Here is a 23,168-nt window from a genome sequence, read left to right on the forward strand (position 1 = left end):
GTGGTTATGGATACCCGTTTCCCAGCCCCCGATGCCAGCACCCACCGTTACCGAGACCAGGTTGCTGCCCTCGTCCGTGCTCTTTTCGCGGTGCCCGGTGGCGGTTCGTCGACGGCTCTTGCCGATGCTCAGTTAGCTCTGTATACGCTCGATGGCATCAGCGAGGTTTTGGAGTGGAATAACGATGGAGTCCACGCCGATGAACTTGCCTGCATCTGGCTTGCTTATACGCGCTGGTTGCGTACCGGCGGCACTCTGATATCAGATGCGGTGCCATTTGCTCCTCCGCGTCCCCTCGATAACACCGCTGTAATGCGCAGCAGACGCAGTACGGACGCCGCCACCCTCACGATTTTGAACGGTGGTGAAATGCAGCTGGTGGGTAAGGCTCCCATTACCACCAACGATTCAGCATCAGCGATGCTGCCCGTAGCGATGCTGGGTTTGCTACCGGTTGCTGATGAGCGCACTGTAATCTCTTTAGCAGCTAAAACAGCGACGCTGACCCATGATGCCGAGCAGGCACGGGCGGCGGCAGTAAGCTGCGCCCTATTGCTACGTTCTTTACTCGGTGCCCAGGACGCTCAGGAGTCTGCCCTGCACACCGCAACCCTCAGGGTGCGGGATTGGTTGGCAGATACCCGCGACGCCGCATTTACTCACGGTGCTGCCGAGGTTTTGGAGGCAGTCGATGCCGCCCTCAAGTGCGCACGTCAGCCGCTGACCTTACAAAATCTTTCTGCTGCTTTTGGATCGGGTCTGACCGCGTCTGCCCAGCTAGGGGCTACTCTGACAATGGTCTTGCATGCCGAAGCCAGCCTGCAAAAACAAGAAAATACAATCACTGAGATACTGAGTGAAATCGCCGAGTATGACAGAGCACTCACCGGCACAACTGACTACCGGATGTTCGCGTTGAGCACCGTTTTACTGGCAGCATGCCACCCAGCATCAGCCACCGACGACATCGAGGTTCTGCCCGAGGCGCTGCCTGCTCTCGATCTCATTCTCAGCAACTGGTTGGCGCAAATCGGTTCACCACAGTAACCGCACGGTGAGTATCTAAGCAGGTGCCCCCTTGGTGTAAGGATTATGTGAGTTCGTCCCTGTGGCTTCTTAACCAGTCGTCGGCGCGTTCCACAGCAAGGCGGACAATTGCACCGCCCATACCGTTGTTGAGGGTGTAAGCCACAGCTTGGAGTGCCAGCAGACGAGAGAGAACCCGCGCCCGTTCGATCTCAGCCGGTGTTGCCGCTTTGCTCAAGGACTCCCAGCCGTACCAATTGCCCAAAGTGGCAAGGTCAAAGGCAGGGTCACCAATGGTGGTATGATCCCAGTCAATGACCCCTGCCAAACGATCGCCCTGCCAAAGAATGTTATGCCCCGCTAAATCACCGTGTACAAGGGTTGGTTCAACCGGTTCAAGAGCGAGCACACTGTCAATGGCTGCGCGGGCTAGTTTCTGGTTACTACTGAGCAGTAGCGGTACAACCTGTTCACGCAAGGTTTTCTCCCAGTCGGTCCCGCCCCAGTGTGCGTGCTGGGTATCGAGATAGGGCACCATGCCCACGGTATCTACCGCCCGGATCTCTTTTACTAAAGTAGCCAAAGCCTTTTCGGGGGCTGAACCTGGATTACGAGGTTCACCCTTAATCCAGGTATAGCCAATAGCGGTGTACCCGTTACGGGTAATAACGCGGGTGATGGGTCGGGGAACTTCAAAGGAAAGGTTGGTGGGCAGTCGCCTCAAAACTTCAGTGCGTCTAGCTACTAAAAAAGCAGTGCGGTCGGTCTTAGCAACGCGCACGCTCAGCTGGTTGCCCATATTGATAACCACATGAGCGCTACCGCTATTGCGCACGTCCCAGCGATCCATCGCAATGTTCAGACCGGCTTGGGTCATGACTGCCTTCACGACGGGCAGAAACTTCATCTGCTCCAGATGCGCTACTGTGGGCATCCTACTCACCAACCTTTATACAGTGATTCACCTTACTTTACAGCAAGAGCTTTCTGCAGGTGGGGAATCAGGGCGGTAAATGCCCGAGCGCGGTGACTCATCGAGTTTTTGACCTCCGCACCAATTTCTGCACAGGATTTTCCCGCTAGTTCTCCGGTGAGTTCGGTGGGGGCAAGAATTGGGTCGTAACCAAAGCCGCCTTCTCCGCGGGGTTCGCGTAGCAAAATGCCCGGAAGCTCTCCGTGCTCCACGGCGGTCTCACCCTTAGGCGTTGCCAAGGACGCCGCGCACATGAAGCGAGCGCCGCGGTGCTCCTCGGCGATATCTGCTAATTGCGCCAGTAGCAGGTTGAGGTTGGCGGTGTCGTCCCCGTGCTGCCCAGCCCAGCGGGCAGAGAAGATGCCGGGGGCTCCCCCGAGAACATCAACGGCTAGCCCGGAGTCATCGGCAATGGCGATAAGACCGGACTCGCTGGCTGCGGCGCGTGCTTTGAGCAGGGAGTTCTCTGCAAAGGTGACTCCGTCTTCCACAACATCGGGCAGGCTGACCTCTGCTGCTGACACCACATCGGTATCAACGTCAAGACCTTCAATGCGACCGCGCAGAATCTCGCGTAGTTCACGCAGTTTACCCGCGTTGTGGGTGGCAAGTACTACTTTCGCGCCCATCTTAGCTCTCCAAGGTTTCACGCTGAATACGGGTCAGTTCGGTGGTGCCCACCAGCGCCAAATCGAGCAGCTGGTTGAGTTCATCGCGGTCAAAAGCAGCACCCTCGGCGGTGCCCTGTACCTCAACAAACTTACCCTCACCGGTAACTACAACGTTCATGTCAGTCTCAGCACGCACGTCCTCAACGTAGGGAAGATCGAGCATAGGAACACCGTCGATAATGCCCACAGAAATAGCGGCAACAGAACCGGTCAGTGGCTGAGCGTTCTTAGGCAGAATCTTCTCATTCTTAGCCCACTGGATTGCCTCAGCCAAAGCCACGTAGGCACCGGTGATCGCTGCGGTGCGGGTACCGCCGTCTGCCTGGAGTACGTCGCAGTCAAGAACAATCGTGTTCTCCCCCAGTGCTTTGGTGTCGATGATGGCTCGTAGGGAGCGACCAATCAGACGTGAAATCTCATGGGTGCGTCCGCCAATCTTGCCTTTGACTGATTCACGGGAGGAACGGGTACCGGTCGCGCGCGGCAGCATAGCGTACTCCGCCGTTACCCAACCGGTGCCCTGCCCCTTAAGCCAGCGGGGCACGCCTTCTGTGAAAGAAGCGGTACACAGCACGCGGGTATTGCCAAATTCAATCAGGGCTGAGCCTTCAGCGTTGGCTGACCAGCCGCGGGTAATCTTCACCGGACGCAACTGATCGGTGGCGCGTCCGTCTTCTCGCTGTACAGAAATTTCGCTCATAGTTTTTGTGCTCTCTTTATCTCTAGAAAATCTTAGTGACGCTGCACCACAGATAAGGTGGTGGTAGGCGGGTTGGTAGGTTGCGGTTGCGGATGCACCCGGTAGCTTGCCGATACTTCGGCGATACCGGTGGGCCCAGAAAAAGTTTCTTGTGCCTCGGCGAGCGCCGTTGCAGGGTCAGTCCACACCGGCAGGTGCGTGAGCAGAAGGTTACGCGCCCCCGCCTCTTCAGCTACCTGACCGGCGCGCTTGCCCGTAAGGTGAATACCGCGCAGGGCATCGTCGCGCCCTTCCTGATAGGCGGCCTCACACAGCAGCAAATCAGCACCCTGCGATGCCTCAACAATGCCCCGACAGTAATCGGTATCACCCGAATAGGTCAGCACTGTTTTACCCTCAGCGGTAGTACACTCAATGCGCATCGCGTAGGGCTCCTCGGTAGGGTGCAGCACCTCAAAAGGCGTCACGGTGAAAGGACCAATGTGTACTTGTTCGTGATGAGCCCAACTGTGAAAATTAAACTCGGTGCTCATGCCCACCTCATCGTAATGACCGTGTGTATGACGCAAATAATCATGCAGAGTTGAAGGACCGTACAGAGGAATAGGCTCTTTCTCCCAACCACGCGGATCCCACTTCACCGCCACGTGCACCCCCGATAAGTCGATACAGTGATCGGGGTGCAAGTGCGAAATCAAAATAGCATCAACATCTTTGAGATCAACATGGCGTTGCAACACGCCAAAAGCGCCATTACCCATATCAAGCACAATGCGCCAAGTTTTACCCGCATCATCCGTCGCCGTCACCATATAGCATGACGCCGGAGAATGGGGGCTGGGAAAAGATCCTGAATTTCCGATAATGGTAAGACGCATTGGATTTTTCCTTACGCAGTGCCCGAGGAATGACCTGGGAAAGTTGAATCAGCAGGTGAACCCTTAGGCTGATCTGATAGTTCCGGTGAAACATTCACCGTCGGTGCAGCTGGCACCACGGCTAATGAACCTGTTGGGAAACGCTCCGCCACAGATTCAGTGTGGCGGACGCGAGCATCCACCGAGCCCAGAAAACGGTGAACAAGACGGTCAAAAGTTTCGGTTTCTCCGGTTGCCAAGAACTCGTGGGAGGTCGGTAGCTCAGCAGAACGCTCCATCGAGTGCTCCACTAGGGCACGAAAAACGTCCTTGGCGCTCTCCTCAGATGAAGACACTAGGGTCACATCATCACCCATCAAGTATGAAATAACGCCGGTCAGCAACGGGTAATGGGTGCAGCCCAACACCACGGTATCGACCCCCGCGTCCTTCAAGGGCTGCAAATACTGACGCGCCGTTTCAAGTAGTTCCGAACCGCTCGTGATGCCTTTTTCAACAAACTCCACGAAACGAGGGCAGGCAACAGATATCACCTCAATATCAGAGGCAACAGCAAAAGTATCTTCATAAGCACGCGAGGTCACTGTCGCTTCAGTGGCGATCACTCCCACCTTACGGTTTCGGGTCGCGGCAACGGCACGACGCGCGGCGGGTTGAATAACCTCAACCACCGGAATACCGTACGAACGGGTGTAACGCTCGCGCGCATCACGCAGCACCGCGGCAGAAGCGGTATTGCAGGCAATCACTAACATCTTCACGCCCGAATCGACCAACTCATCCATAATACGCAGAGCATGTGCCCGCACCTGGGCAATAGTCAGCGGTCCGTAAGGCCCGTGCGCGGTATCGCCAACATAAATAATGTTCTCGTGCGGCAGCTGATCCATAATGGCACGCGCAACCGTCAGCCCACCCACACCAGAATCAAACACACCAATAGGCGCACTGGGAGTGGGGCGTGCGGGTATCTGAGAGCCCCACGCACTCGAAACGGTTTCAGCTGAATATGTCATAGTCTTTCGTAACCTACAGTAGTAGAAATCAGCACCCGCTAGCTGTAGTTGCGGACACCTTTTAGTGCGTTGAGGGAGCCATCACGCTACTGCGCTTCTCTCTCTTCTCCCACTCAGAGCACAGTAACAACACCGCACCCGACTCGCTTACCGGTTTGCATCATTCTCAGCAAGGTCAAGGCTCTCCAGCATTGAGCTCATTAATGTCTCCTGTAGCCAGGTAGTGAAGTTATACAGCAAAGCCATATACCCCTCGATGTCCTCAACAGATTCAGGATCAGAATAGAGTTTCTCCAAGCGAGCTGAATCCTCGTCAGTCTTAAGATTCAACCGGGTGCCCAAGGTCAGACGCACATCGTTGAGAGCGCCCGCCCACACTCTGGCTTTCTCCTGGTTCAGCACCACGCGTCCGCTGTGCACGTCCATCGACGCTTGCGTCAAAGCCCTCATCTTCTGCTCGCGCAAACCCAATTCGGTGAATTTACGGAACTCATCAGCAACTTCAGGATCATCGCTAGCCACCGGCAACATACGCAACACCGCAGTATCAGTGGGCGCAGCGGCGTCCGCCTTAATACCTAATAACCGCGCGAACTCGTCCTCATGCTGAGCAGCCTCAGGCTCCAAAGTCAGGGCGACATCCTCAAATAACTTAGTGAGCAGCTGAACTTCTTCAGGTTCGAAAACAGCAACGTACCCGGCAGTAGTGCGGGTGAATCCTTCAGCCATCTCTTATACCTCCACTCGTTCAAAGGTTGCCCACAAACCCCAACCGTGCAAGGCAGAGGTGTGCTGTTCAGCTTCTTCGCGAGAACCGGTAAACACCACCGCTTTGCCTTCTTCATGTACAGCGAGCATCAGCCGCTGGGCTTTCTCGGTGCTAAACCCAAAGTGAGAACGAAAAACGTAGGTCACAAAACTCATCAAGTTCACCGGGTCATTCCACACAACTACCTGCCACGGGGAATCAAGGCTCACAGCCTCATCAAAATCCGCCCGAGGCAAGGTTTCAGTCTCGCCTACCGATAGCAGCGGTGATACAAACACAGTCTCACTCCCCAACCCACGCCAAGTAATCAGCGAACTCTTACATTCCCATCTATCCTAAACCACGTGTGCCCCCAGCTTTTACTTTGTGAAGTTTTAGCCCCAATCTGTTCGCTGCCATCGGTGCCTAGGTAAAACCCCCTCGCACCGATTAGACTTGACACCGTGGCTTTATCAACAGCATTACTGACAGATCATTACGAACTCACCATGCTTCAGGCAGCCCTGAAGTCGGGGGCAGCGCACCGCCAGTGTACCTTCGAGGTGTTCACCCGCAGGCTACCGGCAGGACGCCGCTACGGGGTACTCGCGGGCACCGGTAGATTCTTAGAAGGGTTGCAGAATTTCACCTTCTCCAGCAAAGAACTCGACTTCTTAGCTAACCGGGGCATCGTCAACGACGAAACCCTTGAATATCTTGAGAACTACCGGTTCAGCGGAAACATCTCAGGCTACGCCGAGGGAGAGGTATTCTTCCCTTACTCCCCCGTACTTCAGATACAAGGTACCTTCGCTGAAGCAGTGTTGCTTGAAACCTACCTTCTTTCTATTCTCAACTACGACTCTGCTGTGGCATCAGCAGCCTCGCGCATGTCTCTTGCCGCAGGAACGCGTCCCTGCCTTGAAATGGGTTCGCGCCGCGCCCACGACCAAGCAGCAGTAGCAGCGGCACGCGCAGCCATTATCTCGGGCTTCACCGCCACCTCAAACCTAGAAGCCGGTCTGCGTTACGATCTGCCCACCATCGGCACCAGCGCCCACGCCTTTACCCTGCTGCACGATAGCGAAGAAGACGCCTTCCGCGCCCAACTCGACTCACTCGGTCTCGACACCACTTTGCTCGTTGATACCTACGACGTTGAAAAAGCGGTACGCCTTGCCATTGAGCTAGCAGGCGACAAGCTCGGCGGCGTCAGGCTAGATTCCGGCGACCTCATCGCCCAGGCAATGTGGGTGAGAGAACTCCTTGACTCCCTCGGCAACCACAACACTAAAATCACTGTTACCAGCGATCTCGACGAGTACGCCATCGCGTCCCTCGCAGCTGCCCCGGTGAACTCCTACGGTGTGGGCACCAAGCTCGTCACCGGCTCGGGCGCACCCACCAGCTCCATGGTCTACAAAATCGTTGCCCGCGAAAACTCAGCAGGCAAGATGGAACCCGTTGCCAAGGCATCTGCTGGCAAGGCATCTGTTGGTGGAGTCAAACAAGCCGTTCGCAAGCTTGACCGCTACGGGGTAGCAACTGCCGAAGTCATTGGCGTTGATACAGAATCCCCCGCAGACTCTAACGACCGCGCACTCATTGTCGATCTGGTACGTAACGGTGAACTTGTCAAAGGGTACACAGGTGCTACCGGCGTTCAGGCTGCGACCAAACGCCACGCGTCCTCAGTCTTGGAGCTGCCCAAGGCAGCCACCCGTCTCTCAAACGGCGACCCCGTAATTCCCACCGAATTTGTCACCACCGAAAGGTAAAAATATGTCACGCGCACTCATTATTGTTGATGTTCAAAACGATTTCTGCCCCGGTGGTACCCTGGCTACCGAGCGTGGTGCCGAGGTTGCCGCGCTCATCAGTGAATACGTTGAACGAACCCATGACACCTACGATGCCATTGCCGCTACCCAGGATTGGCACATCGAACCCGGTAACCATTTCAGTGAAACCCCTGATTACAAAGACTCTTGGCCCGTACACTGCGTCGCTGAATCAGCTGGCGCTGAGATTCACCCCGATTTGGACACCGACTACATTGAGGCGTACTTTCGCAAAGGTACCTACGATGCAGCCTACTCAGGTTTTGAGGGTCTGCTTGCCCCCGAAGATACCGTGATGACCGGAGAACGCGAAGCCAACGCCCGAGTTGAGGATGACACCCCCAAGCTCTCCCTCGATGACTGGCTGAACGAACGCGAGATCACCGATATTGATGTTGTAGGTATCGCCACAGATTTCTGTGTCAAAGCAACCGCCCTTGATGCAGTGGATGCAGGCTACGAAACTCGCGTACTAACCGACCTCACCTCCCCCGTGTCTGAGGATGGCTACGAGGACGCGCTTGAAGAACTCGAGGACGCAGGCATCACGCTCGCAGAAGCCCTCTAGATTTTTCTCTTGCCCTCCGGTGCTGCGGTTACCGGAGGGTTTTTGTATACCCGTTGTTCGGTACATCCATCGACAACTGTGGGGGGCGGTGGCTCTGGTTACAGGTGTAACATTTCGTTTTTTAGGACGCCACGGGCGTTACCTCCTAGAGATCTGTTCGGGCTTTATACGATAGATGCGTATCACATTCGCTTCATCTTACAAGGAGTTCTCATGGGCAATCTCGTCTTTTCTCGCCGCGCGTTTCTAACCGGTGTTACAGCGGCTGGTGTTAGTCTCACGCTACCGCAGGCAGCCTCAGCAGCAACGTTCATTGACGTTCCACCCAGCACAGCTTTTTCTCATGAAATCAACTGGCTCGCTCGCATCGGAATCACCACGGGCTGGGATACCCCTCACGGCAAGGAATACCGCCCTCTTCTTTCTATCAAGAGGGACGCGATGGCAGCCTTCCTTTACCGTCACGCGGGCTATCCTGCCTTCACGCCCCCGACCGTTTCGCCTTTCAGCGACCTTTCGCCCAGCCAGCAGTTCTACAAAGAGATGTGTTGGCTACGTTCTCAGGGTATTTCAACCGGTTGGGTTACTGCCCGCGGCGCTGAATACCGCCCTCTCGAACCCATCAACCGCGATGCCATGGCAGCTTTCCTCTACCGTTACGCTGGTTCACCGAACTTCTCAGCCCCGGTGCGGTCGCCTTTTGTCGATCTAGTACCCAGCCAGCAGTTCTATAAAGAAATGTGCTGGCTCTACGCTCAAGGCATTTCGACCGGTTGGGTTACTGCCCGCGGCGCTGAATACCGCCCTCTCGAACCCATCAACCGCGATGCCATGGCAGCTTTCCTCTACCGCTTTAGTCACAAGGTCAAGCCCGTGGGCAAGGTAAGCCCCGTGACTCCGTCCTTGAGCTATGAGCAGCAGGTCGTACAAGCTCTGCTCCCCTTGGTGAACGCCGAACGAGCTAAAGTCGGGTCTCCTGCCTTGAAGCACAATCTTTCAATCCAGAAGGTAGCTCAAGGTTGGTCAGGTGTTATGGCTCGTGAGGATTCGCTCTACCACAACCCCTCGTATAGCGACCAGATTCCCGCTGGGTGGAATCTGGCTGCCGAGAACGTGGCTTATAACTGGAAGAAAAACAGTGCCCAAGATATGGCGAAAGCGCTGATGACCCAGTGGATGAATTCCCCCGGTCACCGCAGGAATATTCTCACCCCCGGGTTTACCGATTTCGGTGCTGGCGTCTCGATAACCGCTGCCAATAAGGTCTTCGGTTGTCAGGTATTCGCTCGATACTAGAGTCAACGCCTTATACCTTCTCAGGGGATTTCCCGTGTCAGCGGGGAAAGTCCTCTTTTCTATAGTTACTTCCGTCCCAAGAACCAGTCCTGCAACTTATCTAAGCGGGCTTGCAACTGGTCGGCGTTAGCTTGCTGGAGGGAGATTTCCCGAGTAAGCGAGGAACAAGAAATCTCCCTCCAGAAAAGTTCCATCACAGATAACTCTGTGAAAAGTGGCTACTTCCGTCCCAAGAACCAGTCCTGCAACTTATCTAAGCGGGCTTGCAACTGGTCGGCGTTAGCTTGAGGTACCGCCGGTCCTCCGCATACTCTTCTAAGTTCATTGTGAACAGAACCGTGGGGTTTGCCAGTTTTGGCTGCCCAGGCTGAGACATTTTTGGCGAGTTGGTTGCGGAGGTTTTTGAGTTGGCGGTGGTCGACGACGTTGGGTTCGGTGGTGCGGGCAGATGCTGGACGTTTGGAGGCGTATTCTTGTTGGCGGGCGCGCAGTAGGGTGCCTACTTGGTCGGCGTCGAGCAGTCCGGGTATGCCGAGGTAGTCTTGGTCTTCGTCGGTGGCGTCGTCCATGCCGCCCATGGAGAATTCTGAGCCGTCGAAGAGGACTCCGTGAAATGAGGCTTGGGAGCCGATGGCTTCAAATTTTCCGCAGGTGAGTTCGTCGGATGCTTTTTCTTCTTGGTTAGCTTCGTTGATGAGGTGATCGTCGAGACCTTCGTTGAGGGGGTCTTGGGGTATATCGTCGCCGGTGGTTTTGCGGTCGAGGGCGTGGTCGCGTTCTTCTTCCATTTCGTTGGCGAGCATCATGAGCTGCGGTACGGAGGGCAAGAAGACGGAGGCTGTTTCGCCGCGTTTGCGCGAGCGCACGAAACGTCCGATTGCCTGGGCGAAGAAGAGCGGGGTTGAGGTGGAGGTAGCGTAGACACCGACCGCTAGGCGAGGAACGTCCACGCCTTCAGATACCATGCGTACCGCTACCATCCAGCGGGAGGTTCCCTCTGAGAACTTGTCGATGTTGTTGGAGGCTTCTTTGTCGTCAGAGAGGATAACCGCGGGTTTTTCACCGGTGATTTTCTGTAGCTGCGTGGCGTAGGCTTTGGCGTCGGCGTGGTCAGTAGCGATGACGAGACCTCCAGCGTCCGGCACTGTTCGACGCACTTCGGTCAAACGTTTATCTGCCGCGGCAAGGACGGTAGGAATCCACTGCCCCTGAGGGTCAAGGGCTGTGCGCCATGCCTGGGCGGTGATGTCTTTGGTGAATCCTTCACCCAGGTTAGCTGCCATTTCTTCGCCTGCGCTGGTTCGCCAGCGCATCTGACCGGAATATGCCATGAAGATGACCGGTCGCACAACGTGGTCTTTGAGGGCGGGCCCGTAACCGTAGGAGTAGTCGGACTTTGAGCGGCGGATGCCTTCTTTATCTTCTTCGTACTGTACGAAGGGAATAGCGGCGGTGTCTGAGCGAAAGGGTGTGCCGGTGAGAGCCAAGCGGCGGTGGGCTGGTTCGAAGGCTTCACGCAGACCATCGCCCCAGCTCAGGGAGTCACCGGCGTGGTGGATTTCATCGAGGATCACCAGGGTGCGCCCGTTTTCGGTGCGTGCCCGGTGCAGCAGGGGTTTGTTGGCGACCTGGGAGTAGGTGAGCGCAACTCCCTGGTACTCGCGTCCGTGGGAGCCGTCAGAGTTCTTGAAGTTCGGGTCAATAGAGATACCGACGCGAGCGGCGGCGTCCGCCCATTGACGCTTGAGGTGGTCGGTGGGTGCCACAACGGTCATGCGGTTGATGGTTCCGCGGTTGAAGAGTTCTTTAGCAACGGTAAGCGCGAAGGTGGTTTTACCCGCGCCGGGGGTTGCTACCGCCATGAAGTCGCGCGGGTTGGTGGCAAAGTATTTTTCCATGGCTTCTTGCTGCCAGGCACGCAGTTTAGGGGCTGTGCCCCATGCGGCGCGTTCGGGGTAAGCCGGAGGCAAATCAGCGCCAGCGCCAAACAAAGTGGGTTGTTCGTGAGTGCTCACTTCTACCTCCATAGTGTGCGGGTTACCCCTCTTGAGCTCACAGAGGGTCAGCTTTAAGATTCTAGCCCCCGTATGCCGCGCTTGCCCACCCCCAGTGGGTAGCAGAAAGTCACACTGTTTCTTTGTCTCTGGATAGTTACCGCAGTATTCGTGAGAATATCGCGGGTTTCACAGTGATAGTGTTTTGCAGGAAGAAAAAAGTACCGCCGTCAGGCGGTACTTTCTTTGCTCTTTGGGTCTGGGGAGCTTACTGCTCGTCATCCTTACCCGGTGCTAGACCCTCGTACACCTCTTTGCACTGGGGGCAAACGGGGAACTTCTCAGGATCACGCCCGGGGGTCCAGATTTTGCCGCAGAGCGCACGCACCGGCTCACCGGTGAGGGCTGATTCCATAATCTTTTCTTTACGCACGTAGTGTGAAAAACGCTCGTGGTCGCCGGGCTCAGCAGCCTGGGTCTCTTCGCGTTCTAGGACGGCGGTACCGCCTGAGGTGCTCGGTGCGAAAGGGTCTTCAACGCCGGGAATAGATGACATACTGGCATGCTCCTTGTCTGTGAGGTCTTTCCAGTTTCAGTCTAAGGGATGATGAGGAGCTAAAAAAGCTGCCCTGCCCCCCCCCTACCCTAGGCTTTGCGACTCACCCGCTGGAGAGCGTCCGCCGAATGCCGATCAAAGCGTTTTGCGCCGATGGTGATACCGAGGTAGAAGAAGGCAAGACCAAAAATCAGGCTAAAGGCAACACCAATCCAGCTCCACAGGGGGTTCTGTGTAACGGCGTACGCAATCCAGAAGCCGCTGCTGGGAAGGGCGGTAGCAAAAAGCAAGATAGTAAAGCCCATCTGCACAAAGCTTTTGGCAACACCGTCTGGGTTGCGCTGGCTTTTCCAGGGGCTGGTGCCCGGTGGTGGCGTGGGTATGGAAAGCACCATATCAAGTAAAGCGCCCATACCAATACCGTTGAGGAACATCATGATGCTCATGGCAAGCACAATCGGTAGGTAGGTAATGCTATGTATGATTAGCATGTAGGCGGTGGTTCCGATGAGAATCATCGGGCCTAACACGAGCATCAAACCGTAGGCACGCCCCAGCCTGTCATCAATACCGCGCAGAGGGGCAAGCACATGCATAGAGAATGCAGAGTTATCGTAAGAGACCAGATAGGCGTAGACATAACCTGCCATTGCCGGTACAAGGAAGGGAACCACCGGATTTACAAAGGGGTCATCGCTGTTGATCCCGGTCACCGAGAAGATAACATAAAGTGCCGGCACCATAATGACGTGCAAGCTTGGGCGCGGGTCTTTGAGCAGGGTAAGCACCGTGCGGGCTGCGATAGCGCCACGGGCAGTTGCGGGGAAAACACCCAGCAGACCAATACTGCCGCGGTTCACCGTTTTGCTAGCGGTATTGCCAGAGTATGCCCCCACATTTACCATCGTCAGAGCTAGCTGTCTGTGCCAGAGCCACCAAGCAACAGCAGTGTAGATAAGAGCCAGAACCAGGCTCAACCCCGCCAACAGATAATCGCCCACGGCAAGGTGGGCGGGCACCGCCCAGGGGGCACCTAACGGAGTAAATCCTAGGACGCGCGCGATAGTAGGCAGCTGATCCCATACCGCTGACAGAAGGTTAGTTAGTCCCATAAAAATAGGACCTAAACCTATCAGAAGAACAAAAGCAACGCCACTCATGATTTGAGCGGTTTTGCGGTTAGAGCGCAAACGCAGACTTACCAGGGTGATGAAGCGAGAGAAAGAAATAATGAGTAGCACCGCTACAGGTGCTACCAGCAGGTAGCTTAAAGCAACGAGCGGATGTCTCACAGTGGCAACGGTAGCCACCGCGATAAAGGCAAGGGTGATGAACCCCGGCAAGCCGATAAAACCGCCCCAAAACTGCCCCCACTGCAGCTGACGAGTGGTCAGAGGGTAGGGCACCAGACGGTCGGGGTCTAAAGTGGCATCGGCACCCGATGCAACCACTGGCACCGTCCACCATAATAGTGCCAGAGCAGAGCCAAAAAGAATCAGGAAGATAAAAATTGCTTCACGGCTGCTGCCTGCGGCAACAGCGCCAGCACCGAAACCGATGAGAGCGCCCAAAGCGTACAAGCCACCGAAAATTGCACCGATTAAAGACCAGATATTATTGCGGAACGAGGCCTTGAAATACTCCCATTTCAAAGAGGTTAGGATCTTAACCATGAGATACCCTCCCCCGCCTCGTGGCGTCCACCCACCAGCGAAATAAAGCGCTCCTCCAGGCTGAGACCCTGGCTCACATCTTCGGTGGTACCTGCTGCCAGAATACGTCCGTCGTTCATAATGGCAACGTGATCGCACAGGCGCTGCACCAGATCCATGACGTGCGAGGAAAGAATAACGGTGCCTCCGTGTACCACAAAGGCTTTGAGAATATCTTGAATATTCGAGGCAGAAACCGGATCAACTGCCTCAAAGGGCTCATCGAGTACCAGTACCGAGGGCGCATGAATCATAGCCGCAGCGAGCGCAACTTTCTTGGTCATGCCCGCAGAGTAGTCGGCAACGACGCGTCCAGCTGCTTCTTCTAGATCCATAGCCCGCAGAAGGTCAGCGGTTCGTTCGGTGACGGTCTGCGCGTCCAAACCGTGCAGACGCCCCGCGTAGGTAATGAGCTGTTCACCGGTGAGGCGATCAAAGAGATACACCCCGTCAGGAAGAACGCCCACGCGCCTTTTAGCATCCAGTGGTTGCTGCCACACATCAATTCCACCGATATGCACCTGACCCTGGGTCGGACGCAGCATACCGGTAGCCATAGAGAGGGTGGTGGTTTTACCCGCACCGTTGCGCCCCACCAGTCCGTAAAAAGAGCCTCGGGGTACGACCAAGTTGATGCCATCGACAGCGACCTTATCACCGAATACTTTAACCAATCCCGAGATTGAGACTGCAGGTGAGCTGGGTTCTGTTGTTTCAGGCGTCACAGGGGTTTCCGTCACGGGCGGACGCGCGGGCGCTGCACCTACCGAGAGGTTTGAGTCGGGGGCTACCTGTTCGGTCTCGTAGCGGTTGTAGTCAGCTTTATTCTGGTCACTGCTTAAAGGTTCCGGGATTATATCACTCATGTAAATCACATTACTATAAAAGCGGTGACCGCGCCCGCAAGAGCACAAAACCCGCTATCGACCGGGGCAGTTTCTACTGTCGGTCGGTAGCGGGTCATGAAGTTATCCGGGCAATAATATGCCAGCTTTACTAGAAGATAGCCATCATCAAATCAGCGCGGGCTTTCTTCACTCGGGGATCGTCAGACCCCACCACGTCAAATAGTTCTAGCAAACGCTCACGCACAGTATTCTTCTGCTCTGCATCTACTGCTTTGAACAGCGTAATCAACCGGTTGAAAGCGTCCTCAACATGACCGCCGGTGACGTCAAGATCAGCCACGTTAAAGGCTGCTTGAACATCAGTGGGATTGGCAGCCGCGGCAGCACGCGCGTCCGCCAACGACAAATCTCCCACGCGCTCCAGCAAACCAACCTGTGCCAGCCCAATCTTGGCATCGCGGTCACCGGGGTTCTCGTTGAGAGCCTGAGTATAGGCATCACGGGCACCAGCAAAGTCCCCAGCGTCAATAGCATCTACAGCTTTTTGATGCAGCGGCGGCAGAGGCTTCTCTGCTTCCCCACCGTGAGGTTCAAAACCACCGGGGAGCTGGTGCTGGGCGGAGAGCTGCAAAACCTGCTGCAGCAGTTGAAGAATCTGCTCTTCACCTACTTGAGAGTTAAACATGGGCGCGGGCTGACCAGCAATCACAGCAATAGCTGCCGGCACGCCCTGGATTTGAAATGCCTGACCGATTTCGGGCAACTTAACAATATTCACAGCTGCCAGTAGAAGATTGCCCCCGGCAGTATTAATAGTGCGTTCAAGAATCTCAAGAGTTTCTTTGGACGCCGGTGAGTGTTCAGCCCACAGGGCAAAAATTACCGCGCCCTGCTGAGAGAGCTGAACGTACTTTTGAAAATCCTCTGGGGTTTCAACATCAAAACGCCAGCTGGGTTCTGCCGCAGGTTCAGGCGAAGGCGCAGCAGCTTGTGCTTGGGAGAGGTCGTAGGCACCGCGTACAGAAGCGGGAATCGGTGTCTGCGGCTGTTGGGGTAAAGGTTGGGTCGGCTGAGTCATCAAAACACCCTTTCATAAAAATTGGTCAGTGTTCTCTCAGCTCCATTCTAAAGCTCCTCCGAGAAGCTCAAGGCAACCATCAAGCCAGCAGCGTAACTACCGGGTGCAGGGGTTAGACTTATAACCGTTATTGAGGGAAAAATTCAGGAGCATACCATGAACGCCGGGGCATCTTTTCGCAAGAAAGGCTCGCATATAGCGCGCAAAGTAAAAAATAAGGTTAAGGAGGGTCATGCGCACCGCAGTTCGCTCTCCCACGCCCCCGAACCTCGCTTTGCGCCCCAAGAAGAACACGCCCAGTTGCTCCCCGAAAAACCCGAAAACCTAGAGAGTACACCTCGCGAGTACATTGCATCAAGCACCATTGCCAACCCCTTTTACTTCGGTTTCTGGGCAACCTCGGGTGTCAGTGCCGCCCTCATCATTTGGTTTGCCTTCAGTAACATAGGCGCATTAGCTGGCTGGGTAACAGGTGCCGTTTTCATTGCGCTGGGTTTAGAGCCGCTGGTTCAGAGACTCACCGCTTGGGGGTTGCCTCGCCTTGCCAGTGTTGCCACCGTCGTTGGCGCCTTTTTACTGGTCGTGGCTGGTTTCATCGTTTACGCGGTGCCTGTCGTCGGCAAGCAGGCTGTTTCCTTCATCAACGACTTTCCCGACACCCTCGAGACCTTCCTCAATTCCGATTTCTTCACCCGTTTAGATCAGCAGTTCCAAGTACGCTCCTACATTGATAACGGAGTGCAAGACTTCTTCGCCCACCTCACCCAAGACTCCAACGTCATGAGCGGTTTCTTCAACGGACTCATCAGTGCCGGATCAACCATCGCTGAAATTGGCACGGGCATTCTAATCGTCACTATTCTCTCAATCTACTTTCTCGCCTCACTACCCATCATCAAAAGCTGGGGTGTTCGCCTGGCGCCAGCGTCTCGGCGTCCGCGCGTCAAAGACCTGACCGAGAAAATCACACACTCCGTCGGTCAATACGTAGCGGGGCAGGCACTGGTTGCTGTGCTCAATGCAAGCTTCGCGCTCATTGTTATGCTGATCGTCCAAGCGCCCTTCCCCCAGCTCCTAGCGCTGTTCGTGCTTATCCTCGCATTTATCCCCCTGGTGGGTGGGGTCACCGCCATGATTTTTGTGTCGCTCGTCTGTCTCGTGGTGAGCTGGAAAACAGCTCTACTTTTTGCCATCTGCCACATCATCTACCTGCAAATTGAGGCGTACCTGATTTCCCCACGCATCATGTCAAAAGCAGTGGCAGTTCCCGGCGGGCTTGCCATCATTGCTGTAGCAGCCGGCGGCGCCCTGTGGGGAGTACTCGGAGCAATCATCGCTATTCCGGTAGCCGCCTCCCTACTGATTCTGGTACGAGAGGTCTTCATACCGGTTCAAGATCGCAGGTAGGTATCCAACGCTAGCCACATTAGACCACCAGCAGATAGATCCGTAAAAAACGCGTCCTTGCTCCAACCAGCAAGGACGCGTTTTCACAAGTATTTATACCGAGCACCTAGTATTTGCGGCGGGTATTCCAACATTTTTGATGCCAGTGACGGCGCTCTTCACCAAAAAGATGATCTTCCTGCCACGCCACCAAATGTGCAACACCCGGTTTAACGGAACCATTGCATCCTGGGCACTTATAGGTTTTCTTAGCATTGACTGCGGGAATGTGAGCAATAAACCAGTCTCCATCCCAGGCAGATTCCACTGTGGGCAGGGGGTCGAGAATACGCGAGATATCGCGCCCACCAGTAGGTCTTGGCTTCTGCCATTTGCTCAGGTTAGAGGACGAGCGCGGCTTGGGTGATCTTCTGGGCATGCTGAACATTTTCCCATACTTTTTTACCGCTCGGTAGCAGCGGGTAGCTGAGATTACCCCGCATGAACTAGAGCTGCTCAATACCCGTGCGTTAGAGTTGAACGGTGCAACTAGTAATAGCAACATGTTCCGTAGACTACGAAGGTCGCCTGCGCGCCCACCTACCCCGTGCCAAGCGCCTACTTATGGTGAAAAATGATGGCTCGGTGCTTATTCACTCAGACGGCGGCTCTTATAAGCCGCTCAACTGGATGAGCCCACCGGCGCGTCTTCATATCGCCACTCGCGAAGAGTTTGAGGACACCGAAATTGGTGAGGACGTTGATGCTGAAGTCATTGAGCTTTGGCGTGTACAAGCGGCAAAAACCGATGACAGGCTCGTCATTAAGGTTTACGAGAAGTTTGAGGAGGTCAAACACGATCTTGGTATTGACCCCGGGCTGATTAAAGACGGTGTGGAGGCTGATTTACAGCGCCTACTGGCTGAGCAAATCGAGGTACTCGGCGCAGGTCACACCCTGGTTCGTAGGGAGTACCCCACCGCTATTGGTCCTGTCGATATTCTGGCGAAGGACGCCAACGGCGCTACCGTTGCTATCGAGCTCAAGCGCGTCGGTGATATTGACGGTGTTGAACAGCTCACCCGCTATCTGGAACTACTTAACCGCGACCCCCTGTTGCGTCCTGTCAAGGGCGTCTTTGCTGCCCAGCGCATCAAACCACAGGCCCGTACTCTTGCCGAAGACCGCGGCATCCGCTGCCAGACCTTGGACTACGACGCTATGCGCGGTGTAGACGATGTGGAGTCACGACTCTTCTAATTTTCCCCGCACCACGGCAGTAACTTTTAGACACACCACAAAATGAGCGGCACTTCCCTTGAAAGGGAAGTGCCGCTCATTTTTTAGTCAGAGACTAGACAGTCGCCGCGGTTGCTGCAATAGTCACGCGGTTATTTGACACCGTCAAAAAACCCTCGTGCAGGCGAGCAGTAAACTTCTCACCGTTCATTGCTTCAACCAACAATTCGCCGTCTTCAGCAAGCAAAGCTAAGGTAGGAACGTGACCAGTCATAATACCCATGTCGCCCTCAGTGGTGCGAGCACGAACATACTTAGCTTCGCCGGTCCACACGGTTTCTTCGCGTGATACAACTTCTACCTTGAGAGCCATGATTACTTAGCTCCAGTCTGTGCCTTGAGTTCCTCAAAACGGCGCATGACGTCGTCCATACCACCGATGTTGTAGAAGGCCTGCTCGGGGATATGATCCACATCGCCGTTACAGATCATCTGGAAGGACTCGATGGTTTCCTTGAGCGGAACAGTTGAACCCTCAACACCGGTGAACTGCTTAGCAGTGTAGGTGTTCTGTGAGAGGAACTGCTCGATACGACGTGCACGTGACACAACGACCTTCTGCTCTTCGGAAAGCTCGTCAACACCAAGAATCGCAATGATGTCCTGGAGTTCCTTGTTTTCCTGCAGAATCGCCTTGACGCGAATAGCGGTGTCGTAGTGTTCCTGCCCGATGTACTGGGGGTCAAGAATACGTGAGGTCGAGGTCAAGGGGTCGATCGCGGGGTACAGACCACGGGACGCGATGTCACGGTTGAGCTCGGTGGTTGCATCCAAGTGTGCGAAGGTGGTTGCAGGTGCCGGGTCGGTGTAGTCATCCGCAGGCACATAAATTGCCTGCATCGAGGTAATCGAATGACCGCGGGTTGAGGTGATGCGTTCCTGCAACAGACCCATTTCGTCAGCCAGGTTGGGCTGGTAACCCACAGCTGAAGGCATACGACCCAGAAGGGTTGAGACCTCAGAACCCGCCTGAGTAAAGCGGAAGATGTTGTCGATGAAGAGCAGAACATCCTGGTTCTGAACATCGCGGAAGTACTCCGCCATGGTCAGACCGGTCAGCGCAACGCGCAGACGAGTTCCAGGGGGTTCATCCATCTGGCCGAAGACGAGTGCGGTGTCTTTAAGAACACCTGCCTCTTCCATTTCTACCCAGAGGTCGTTACCTTCACGGGTACGCTCACCAACACCGGTGAACACTGAGGTACCACCAAAGTTACGAGCAACACGGGTAATCATTTCCTGGATCAGAACGGTCTTACCAACACCAGCACCACCGAACAGACCAATCTTACCGCCCTTGATGTAAGGGGTCAGAAGGTCGATGGATTTGATGCCGGTCTCCAACATTTCAGTGGAGCCTTCAAGATCAGCAAAGTTAGGTGCTGAACGGTGGATCGGCCAGTAAGTATCAGCCTTGATCTCATCGTTGGAAACATCCAATGCGTCACCGAGAACGTTGAAGATGTGACCCTTGACGGCATCTCCCACGGGAACGGTGATAGGTGCTCCGGTATCTACTACGTGCTGACCGCGGACGAGACCGTCGGTAGCCTGCAGTGAAATCGCACGAACCAGTGAATCACCGAGGTGCTGTGCGGTTTCAAAAGTAATTTTGCGGGTCTGACCGTTGACGGTGAGGTCAGCGGTGAGTGCATTGTAGATACCCGGAACCTGACCGGCGGGGAATTCTACGTCAATCACAGGCCCGATAACACGGGCAATGCGACCAGTAGCGCCGCCAGTCGGCTGGGTAGCCGATTCATTCAAAGTGGCAGTCATTTCTCTCACTTACCTGGTTGAGATTAAAGTTTGTTGTTGAGGTAGTTTCAGGTTATGAGGCCAGCGCGTCCGCGCCACCCACAATTTCTGACAGCTCCTGAGTAATCGCAGCCTGACGAGCGTTGTTCATCAGTCGCTTGTACTTCTTGATGAGCTCATCAGCGTTATCGCCCGCTGACTTCATCGCGCGCTGGCGAGATGCCAGTTCGGATGCTGCTGCTTCAAGGAGGCAAGCGTAAAGGCGAGACGCGATGTATCGAGGCATCAGCGCATCGAGTACATTCTGCGGGTTGGGCTCAAAGTCGAAGGCTGAGTTCTGCTTGAACTCATCATCTTCAAGACGGTGACCAGGAACGATTTCTTCGCCCATTGAACGGGCATCGCTCACTGCCAGAGGCAGCAGACGCAGAATCTTGGTTTCCTGGGTAACCATTGAGATGAACTCGGTGTACACGATGTGAAGATCGTCAACGCCGCCCTCTTCAAAGGGACGAGCGTAGGCTTCAAGCAACGCATCACGAATATCAACTGCGGTCTGGACCTCGGGCGCATCGGTGTTACCCTCCCACGCCTTCTCATAGGAACGCTCGCGGAAATCAAAATATGACTTTGCCTTACGACCTACAAGATACAGCTGAACCTCGCGTCCTTCACCACGCAACTTCTCAATCAAACCTTCAGTCTTCTTCAGCACGGAGGCTGAGTAAGAACCTGCAAGGCCGCGATCAGAAGTCAGAACCAACACTGCCGACCGGCGGGAGTTGACGCTCTGGTTGATGAGCGGATGCGAGATTGAGCTCTGAGTTGCGATAGCAGTAACCGCTTTGGTCAAAGCATTTGCGTAGGGGCTAGCGGCGTTAGCGTTACGACGAGCCTTATTGATGCGTGAGGTTGCGATCATCTCCATCGCCTTGAAGATTTTCTTCATCGACGATGTTGAAGCAATCTTTTGACGGTAAACCCTAATCTGGGCTCCCATGAAGCTTCCTTTCTGTTTCTGTAGGCTTTCGGGCTTTGAGATTTCTCGACAAAGCCCGAAAGCTTATTTTTCAGAAACTAATCGCTAACCAATGGTTTCCTGTGACACTTCTGCGTCTGAAACCGGCTTGAACTCTTCATGACCCGCATCAACCAGGTGGCTTGAACCCTCTGAGCGGAAGTCACGCTTGACCTCAGCAACCGCCGCCTCAAGTGCATCCTTATCAGCGTCTTCGAGCTTACCAGTTGCACCGATGTTGTCGAGAACGTTGGTGGTACGACGCAGGTGGTCGATGAACTGCTCTTCGAAGCGAAGAACGTCTGAGACCTCGAGGTGATCCAGGTGACCTGAAGTACCAGCCCAGATTGAAACAACCTGTTCTTCAACCGCGTAGGGGGTGTACTGGGGCTGACGCAGAAGCTCAGTCAGACGTGCGCCACGGGTCAGCTGCTGCTTTGAGGCATCATCAAGGTCAGATGCGAACATAGCGAATGCTTCCATTGCGCGGTACTGAGCAAGTTCGAGCTTCAAGGTACCTGAAACCTTCTTCATTGCCTTGGTCTGAGCCGCACCACCAACGCGTGACACCGAGATACCCACGTCTACTGCGGGGCGCTGGTTTGCATTGAAGAGGTCTGACTGCAAGAAGATCTGACCGTCGGTAATCGAAATAACGTTGGTCGGAATGAAGGCTGAAACGTCGTTTGCCTTAGTTTCAATGATTGGGAAGCCGGTCATAGAACCTGCACCCAGCTCGTCTGAGAGCTTTGCACAGCGTTCAAGCAAACGAGAGTGCAAGTAGAAGACATCGCCGGGGTATGCTTCACGACCCGGAGGACGGCGGAGCAGCAGTGACACTGCACGGTAGGCTTCTGCCTGTTTTGACAGGTCATCAAAGATAATCAGAACGTGCTTGCCACCGTACATCCAGTGCTGGCCGATAGCCGAGCCGGTGTAAGGTGCCAGGTACTTGAAGCCTGCAGCATCGGATGCAGGAGACGCCACGATGGTGGTGTACTCCAAAGCGCCCTGCGCCTCAAGGGTGGTACGTACTGCGGCAATAGTTGATGCCTTCTGACCCACTGCAACATAGATGCAACGAACCTGCTTGTTGACGTCGCCTGAAGCCCAGTTAGCTTTCTGGTTCAAAATCGCGTCAACCGCAATTGCGGTTTTACCGGTCTGACGGTCACCAATAATCAGCTGACGCTGACCGCGACCAATCGGGATCATGGCGTCGATTGCCTTGAGACCGGTCTGGAGCGGTTCGTGAACTGACTTACGCTGGGTAACACCGGGTGCTTGGAGTTCCAATGCACGGCGTCCCTCAGCCTTGATGGGGCCCAAATCGTCAATGGGTTGACCGAGGGGGTCAACTACACGACCGAGGAACTCGTCACCTACGGGTACAGACAGTACTTCACCGGTGCGGTGAACTGCCTGACCTTCTTCGATACCGGTGAAATCGCCAAGGACGATTACACCGATTTCACGGGTGTCAAGGTTCTGTGCCAGGCCCAAAGTGCCGTCTTCAAAGCGAAGCAGCTCATTAGCCATTACTGAGGGAAGGCCCTCAACACGTGCGATACCGTCTGATGCGGTTGCAACGCGACCTACCTCAACACGTTCTGCGTTGCCGGGTTCGTAAGACGCCGCGAAGTCATTCAGCGCATTACGGACATCATCGGCGTTGATGGTCAAATCGGCCATCTTGTGTCCTGCTCTCCTAATTTGTGGCTGGTATACGGTTTTATCAACGGTATACACAGACCGAATCTTGCGTGAGTGTTCTCTGACGGGTTGGTGATTATCCACTAACC

Annotated in this window: 23 protein-coding genes; 6 read left to right on the plus strand and 17 right to left on the minus strand. The window is 55.0% G+C overall.

The window, feature by feature from the left end; all coding sequences use genetic code 11:
* Positions 1 to 6 precede the first annotated feature (6 nt).
* Positions 7 to 1,047 (plus strand): ADP-ribosylglycohydrolase family protein, encoded by a 1,041-nt coding sequence (locus JTP09_RS02955; RefSeq protein ID WP_204876838.1) that lies wholly within the window; start codon positions 7 to 9, stop codon positions 1,045 to 1,047.
* Between the two features lie 43 nt (positions 1,048 to 1,090).
* Here the strand turns inward: JTP09_RS02955 and JTP09_RS02960 are convergent, their stop codons facing one another.
* From JTP09_RS02960 to clpS, 7 genes are all read right to left on the minus strand, one after another.
* Positions 1,091 to 1,960, minus strand: coding sequence for a phosphotransferase (locus JTP09_RS02960; RefSeq protein ID WP_204876839.1), 870 nt, complete (start codon positions 1,958 to 1,960; stop codon positions 1,091 to 1,093).
* A 32-nt stretch (positions 1,961 to 1,992) separates the two neighbouring features.
* On the minus strand, positions 1,993 to 2,628 hold the full coding sequence (gene rdgB / locus JTP09_RS02965) for an RdgB/HAM1 family non-canonical purine NTP pyrophosphatase (RefSeq protein WP_204876840.1): 636 nt from the start codon (positions 2,626 to 2,628) through the stop codon (positions 1,993 to 1,995).
* Between the two features lies 1 nt (position 2,629).
* Positions 2,630 to 3,370 carry a ribonuclease PH gene (gene rph / locus JTP09_RS02970; protein ID WP_204876842.1) on the minus strand — a complete coding sequence of 247 codons (741 nt, stop codon included), beginning with the start codon at positions 3,368 to 3,370 and terminating at the stop codon, positions 2,630 to 2,632.
* Between the two features lie 32 nt (positions 3,371 to 3,402).
* Entirely contained in the window at positions 3,403 to 4,248 is an 846-nt protein-coding gene (locus JTP09_RS02975) for an MBL fold metallo-hydrolase (protein ID WP_204876843.1), read from the minus strand.
* An 11-nt stretch (positions 4,249 to 4,259) separates the two neighbouring features.
* Positions 4,260 to 5,264 carry a glutamate racemase gene (gene murI, locus JTP09_RS02980; protein ID WP_204876844.1) on the minus strand — a complete coding sequence of 335 codons (1,005 nt, stop codon included), beginning with the start codon at positions 5,262 to 5,264 and terminating at the stop codon, positions 4,260 to 4,262.
* A gap of 147 nt (positions 5,265 to 5,411) precedes the next feature.
* On the minus strand, positions 5,412 to 5,993 hold the full coding sequence (locus JTP09_RS02985) for a DUF2017 family protein (RefSeq protein WP_204876845.1): 582 nt from the start codon (positions 5,991 to 5,993) through the stop codon (positions 5,412 to 5,414).
* Between the two features lie 3 nt (positions 5,994 to 5,996).
* Entirely contained in the window at positions 5,997 to 6,311 is a 315-nt protein-coding gene (gene clpS, locus JTP09_RS02990) for an ATP-dependent Clp protease adapter ClpS (protein WP_370592479.1), read from the minus strand.
* 165 nt (positions 6,312 to 6,476) lie between these two features.
* Here clpS and JTP09_RS02995 point away from each other — a divergent pair, with 165 nt between their 5' ends.
* From JTP09_RS02995 to JTP09_RS10280, 3 genes are all read left to right on the plus strand, one after another.
* A complete protein-coding gene (locus tag JTP09_RS02995; RefSeq protein ID WP_370592480.1) occupies positions 6,477 to 7,790 on the plus strand; it encodes a nicotinate phosphoribosyltransferase in 1,314 nt (437 codons plus the stop codon).
* 4 nt (positions 7,791 to 7,794) lie between these two features.
* A complete protein-coding gene (locus JTP09_RS03000; RefSeq protein ID WP_204876848.1) occupies positions 7,795 to 8,421 on the plus strand; it encodes an isochorismatase family protein in 627 nt (208 codons plus the stop codon).
* 213 nt (positions 8,422 to 8,634) lie between these two features.
* A complete protein-coding gene (locus tag JTP09_RS10280; protein WP_204876850.1) occupies positions 8,635 to 9,717 on the plus strand; it encodes a CAP domain-containing protein in 1,083 nt (360 codons plus the stop codon).
* Positions 9,718 to 9,935: 218 nt separating this feature from the next.
* On the opposite strand, the gene JTP09_RS03010 is transcribed toward JTP09_RS10280, so the two are convergent.
* The 5 genes from JTP09_RS03010 to JTP09_RS03030 form a co-directional block, all read right to left on the minus strand.
* A complete protein-coding gene (locus JTP09_RS03010; RefSeq protein WP_370592481.1) occupies positions 9,936 to 11,732 on the minus strand; it encodes a DEAD/DEAH box helicase in 1,797 nt (598 codons plus the stop codon).
* Positions 11,733 to 11,979: 247 nt separating this feature from the next.
* Entirely contained in the window at positions 11,980 to 12,267 is a 288-nt protein-coding gene (locus JTP09_RS03015; protein WP_204876853.1) for a DUF3039 domain-containing protein, read from the minus strand.
* Positions 12,268 to 12,356: 89 nt separating this feature from the next.
* Complete coding sequence (locus JTP09_RS03020; protein ID WP_204876854.1) at positions 12,357 to 13,940, minus strand: hypothetical protein; 1,584 nt, start codon at positions 13,938 to 13,940, stop codon at positions 12,357 to 12,359.
* Positions 13,925 to 14,845 carry an ABC transporter ATP-binding protein gene (locus tag JTP09_RS03025; RefSeq protein WP_204876855.1) on the minus strand — a complete coding sequence of 307 codons (921 nt, stop codon included), beginning with the start codon at positions 14,843 to 14,845 and terminating at the stop codon, positions 13,925 to 13,927. Before JTP09_RS03025 ends, JTP09_RS03020 begins: the two co-directional genes overlap by 16 nt.
* Positions 14,846 to 14,975: 130 nt before the next feature.
* Positions 14,976 to 15,905, minus strand: a complete 930-nt coding sequence (locus JTP09_RS03030; RefSeq protein WP_204876856.1) for a tetratricopeptide repeat protein — start codon at positions 15,903 to 15,905, stop codon at positions 14,976 to 14,978.
* Between the two features lie 156 nt (positions 15,906 to 16,061).
* Here JTP09_RS03030 and JTP09_RS03035 point away from each other — a divergent pair, with 156 nt between their 5' ends.
* Positions 16,062 to 17,312, plus strand: a complete 1,251-nt coding sequence (locus tag JTP09_RS03035; protein WP_204876857.1) for an AI-2E family transporter — start codon at positions 16,062 to 16,064, stop codon at positions 17,310 to 17,312.
* A 106-nt stretch (positions 17,313 to 17,418) separates the two neighbouring features.
* On the opposite strand, the gene JTP09_RS03040 is transcribed toward JTP09_RS03035, so the two are convergent.
* On the minus strand, positions 17,419 to 17,730 hold the full coding sequence (locus JTP09_RS03040) for an ATP/GTP-binding protein (protein ID WP_204876858.1): 312 nt from the start codon (positions 17,728 to 17,730) through the stop codon (positions 17,419 to 17,421).
* Between the two features lie 104 nt (positions 17,731 to 17,834).
* Between JTP09_RS03040 and nucS the strand changes: the two genes are divergently transcribed.
* The gene (gene nucS, locus JTP09_RS03045; RefSeq protein WP_204876864.1) at positions 17,835 to 18,551 is read left to right on the plus strand and encodes an endonuclease NucS; all 717 of its coding nucleotides are present in this window, start codon (positions 17,835 to 17,837) and stop codon (positions 18,549 to 18,551) included.
* A gap of 94 nt (positions 18,552 to 18,645) precedes the next feature.
* Here nucS and JTP09_RS03050 read toward each other — a convergent pair whose 3' ends face one another.
* The 4 genes from JTP09_RS03050 to atpA form a co-directional block, all read right to left on the minus strand.
* On the minus strand, positions 18,646 to 18,903 hold the full coding sequence (locus JTP09_RS03050; RefSeq protein WP_204876866.1) for a F0F1 ATP synthase subunit epsilon: 258 nt from the start codon (positions 18,901 to 18,903) through the stop codon (positions 18,646 to 18,648).
* A gap of 2 nt (positions 18,904 to 18,905) precedes the next feature.
* The gene (atpD, locus tag JTP09_RS03055) at positions 18,906 to 20,369 is read right to left on the minus strand and encodes a F0F1 ATP synthase subunit beta (protein WP_204876875.1); all 1,464 of its coding nucleotides are present in this window, start codon (positions 20,367 to 20,369) and stop codon (positions 18,906 to 18,908) included.
* 52 nt (positions 20,370 to 20,421) lie between these two features.
* Entirely contained in the window at positions 20,422 to 21,348 is a 927-nt protein-coding gene (locus tag JTP09_RS03060) for a F0F1 ATP synthase subunit gamma (protein ID WP_204876877.1), read from the minus strand.
* A gap of 84 nt (positions 21,349 to 21,432) precedes the next feature.
* Positions 21,433 to 23,058, minus strand: coding sequence for a F0F1 ATP synthase subunit alpha (gene atpA, locus JTP09_RS03065; RefSeq protein ID WP_204876879.1), 1,626 nt, complete (start codon positions 23,056 to 23,058; stop codon positions 21,433 to 21,435).
* Positions 23,059 to 23,168 lie beyond the last annotated feature (110 nt).

Origin of the sequence: Rothia sp. ZJ1223 (assembly GCF_016900985.1) — a bacterium.
GTDB lineage: Bacteria > Actinomycetota > Actinomycetes > Actinomycetales > Micrococcaceae > Rothia.

What these genes read in the sequence shown, in the direction of transcription:
- JTP09_RS02955 (WP_204876838.1), top strand. Translation starts at nt 7, where the DNA reads ATGGATACCCGTTTCCCAGCCCCCGATGCCAGCACCCACCGTTACCGA.
- JTP09_RS02960 (WP_204876839.1), bottom strand. Translation starts at nt 1,960, where the DNA reads ATGCCCACAGTAGCGCATCTGGAGCAGATGAAGTTTCTGCCCGTCGTG.
- rdgB (WP_204876840.1), bottom strand. Translation starts at nt 2,628, where the DNA reads ATGGGCGCGAAAGTAGTACTTGCCACCCACAACGCGGGTAAACTGCGT.
- rph (WP_204876842.1), bottom strand. Translation starts at nt 3,370, where the DNA reads ATGAGCGAAATTTCTGTACAGCGAGAAGACGGACGCGCCACCGATCAG.
- JTP09_RS02975 (WP_204876843.1), bottom strand. Translation starts at nt 4,248, where the DNA reads ATGCGTCTTACCATTATCGGAAATTCAGGATCTTTTCCCAGCCCCCAT.
- murI (WP_204876844.1), bottom strand. Translation starts at nt 5,264, where the DNA reads ATGACATATTCAGCTGAAACCGTTTCGAGTGCGTGGGGCTCTCAGATA.
- JTP09_RS02985 (WP_204876845.1), bottom strand. Translation starts at nt 5,993, where the DNA reads ATGGCTGAAGGATTCACCCGCACTACTGCCGGGTACGTTGCTGTTTTC.
- JTP09_RS03000 (WP_204876848.1), top strand. Translation starts at nt 7,795, where the DNA reads ATGTCACGCGCACTCATTATTGTTGATGTTCAAAACGATTTCTGCCCC.
- JTP09_RS10280 (WP_204876850.1), top strand. Translation starts at nt 8,635, where the DNA reads ATGGGCAATCTCGTCTTTTCTCGCCGCGCGTTTCTAACCGGTGTTACA.
- JTP09_RS03015 (WP_204876853.1), bottom strand. Translation starts at nt 12,267, where the DNA reads ATGTCATCTATTCCCGGCGTTGAAGACCCTTTCGCACCGAGCACCTCA.
- JTP09_RS03020 (WP_204876854.1), bottom strand. Translation starts at nt 13,940, where the DNA reads ATGGTTAAGATCCTAACCTCTTTGAAATGGGAGTATTTCAAGGCCTCG.
- JTP09_RS03025 (WP_204876855.1), bottom strand. Translation starts at nt 14,845, where the DNA reads ATGAGTGATATAATCCCGGAACCTTTAAGCAGTGACCAGAATAAAGCT.
- JTP09_RS03030 (WP_204876856.1), bottom strand. Translation starts at nt 15,905, where the DNA reads ATGACTCAGCCGACCCAACCTTTACCCCAACAGCCGCAGACACCGATT.
- JTP09_RS03035 (WP_204876857.1), top strand. Translation starts at nt 16,062, where the DNA reads ATGAACGCCGGGGCATCTTTTCGCAAGAAAGGCTCGCATATAGCGCGC.
- JTP09_RS03040 (WP_204876858.1), bottom strand. Translation starts at nt 17,730, where the DNA reads ATGCCCAGAAGATCACCCAAGCCGCGCTCGTCCTCTAACCTGAGCAAA.
- JTP09_RS03050 (WP_204876866.1), bottom strand. Translation starts at nt 18,903, where the DNA reads ATGGCTCTCAAGGTAGAAGTTGTATCACGCGAAGAAACCGTGTGGACC.
- atpD (WP_204876875.1), bottom strand. Translation starts at nt 20,369, where the DNA reads ATGACTGCCACTTTGAATGAATCGGCTACCCAGCCGACTGGCGGCGCT.
- JTP09_RS03060 (WP_204876877.1), bottom strand. Translation starts at nt 21,348, where the DNA reads ATGGGAGCCCAGATTAGGGTTTACCGTCAAAAGATTGCTTCAACATCG.
- atpA (WP_204876879.1), bottom strand. Translation starts at nt 23,058, where the DNA reads ATGGCCGATTTGACCATCAACGCCGATGATGTCCGTAATGCGCTGAAT.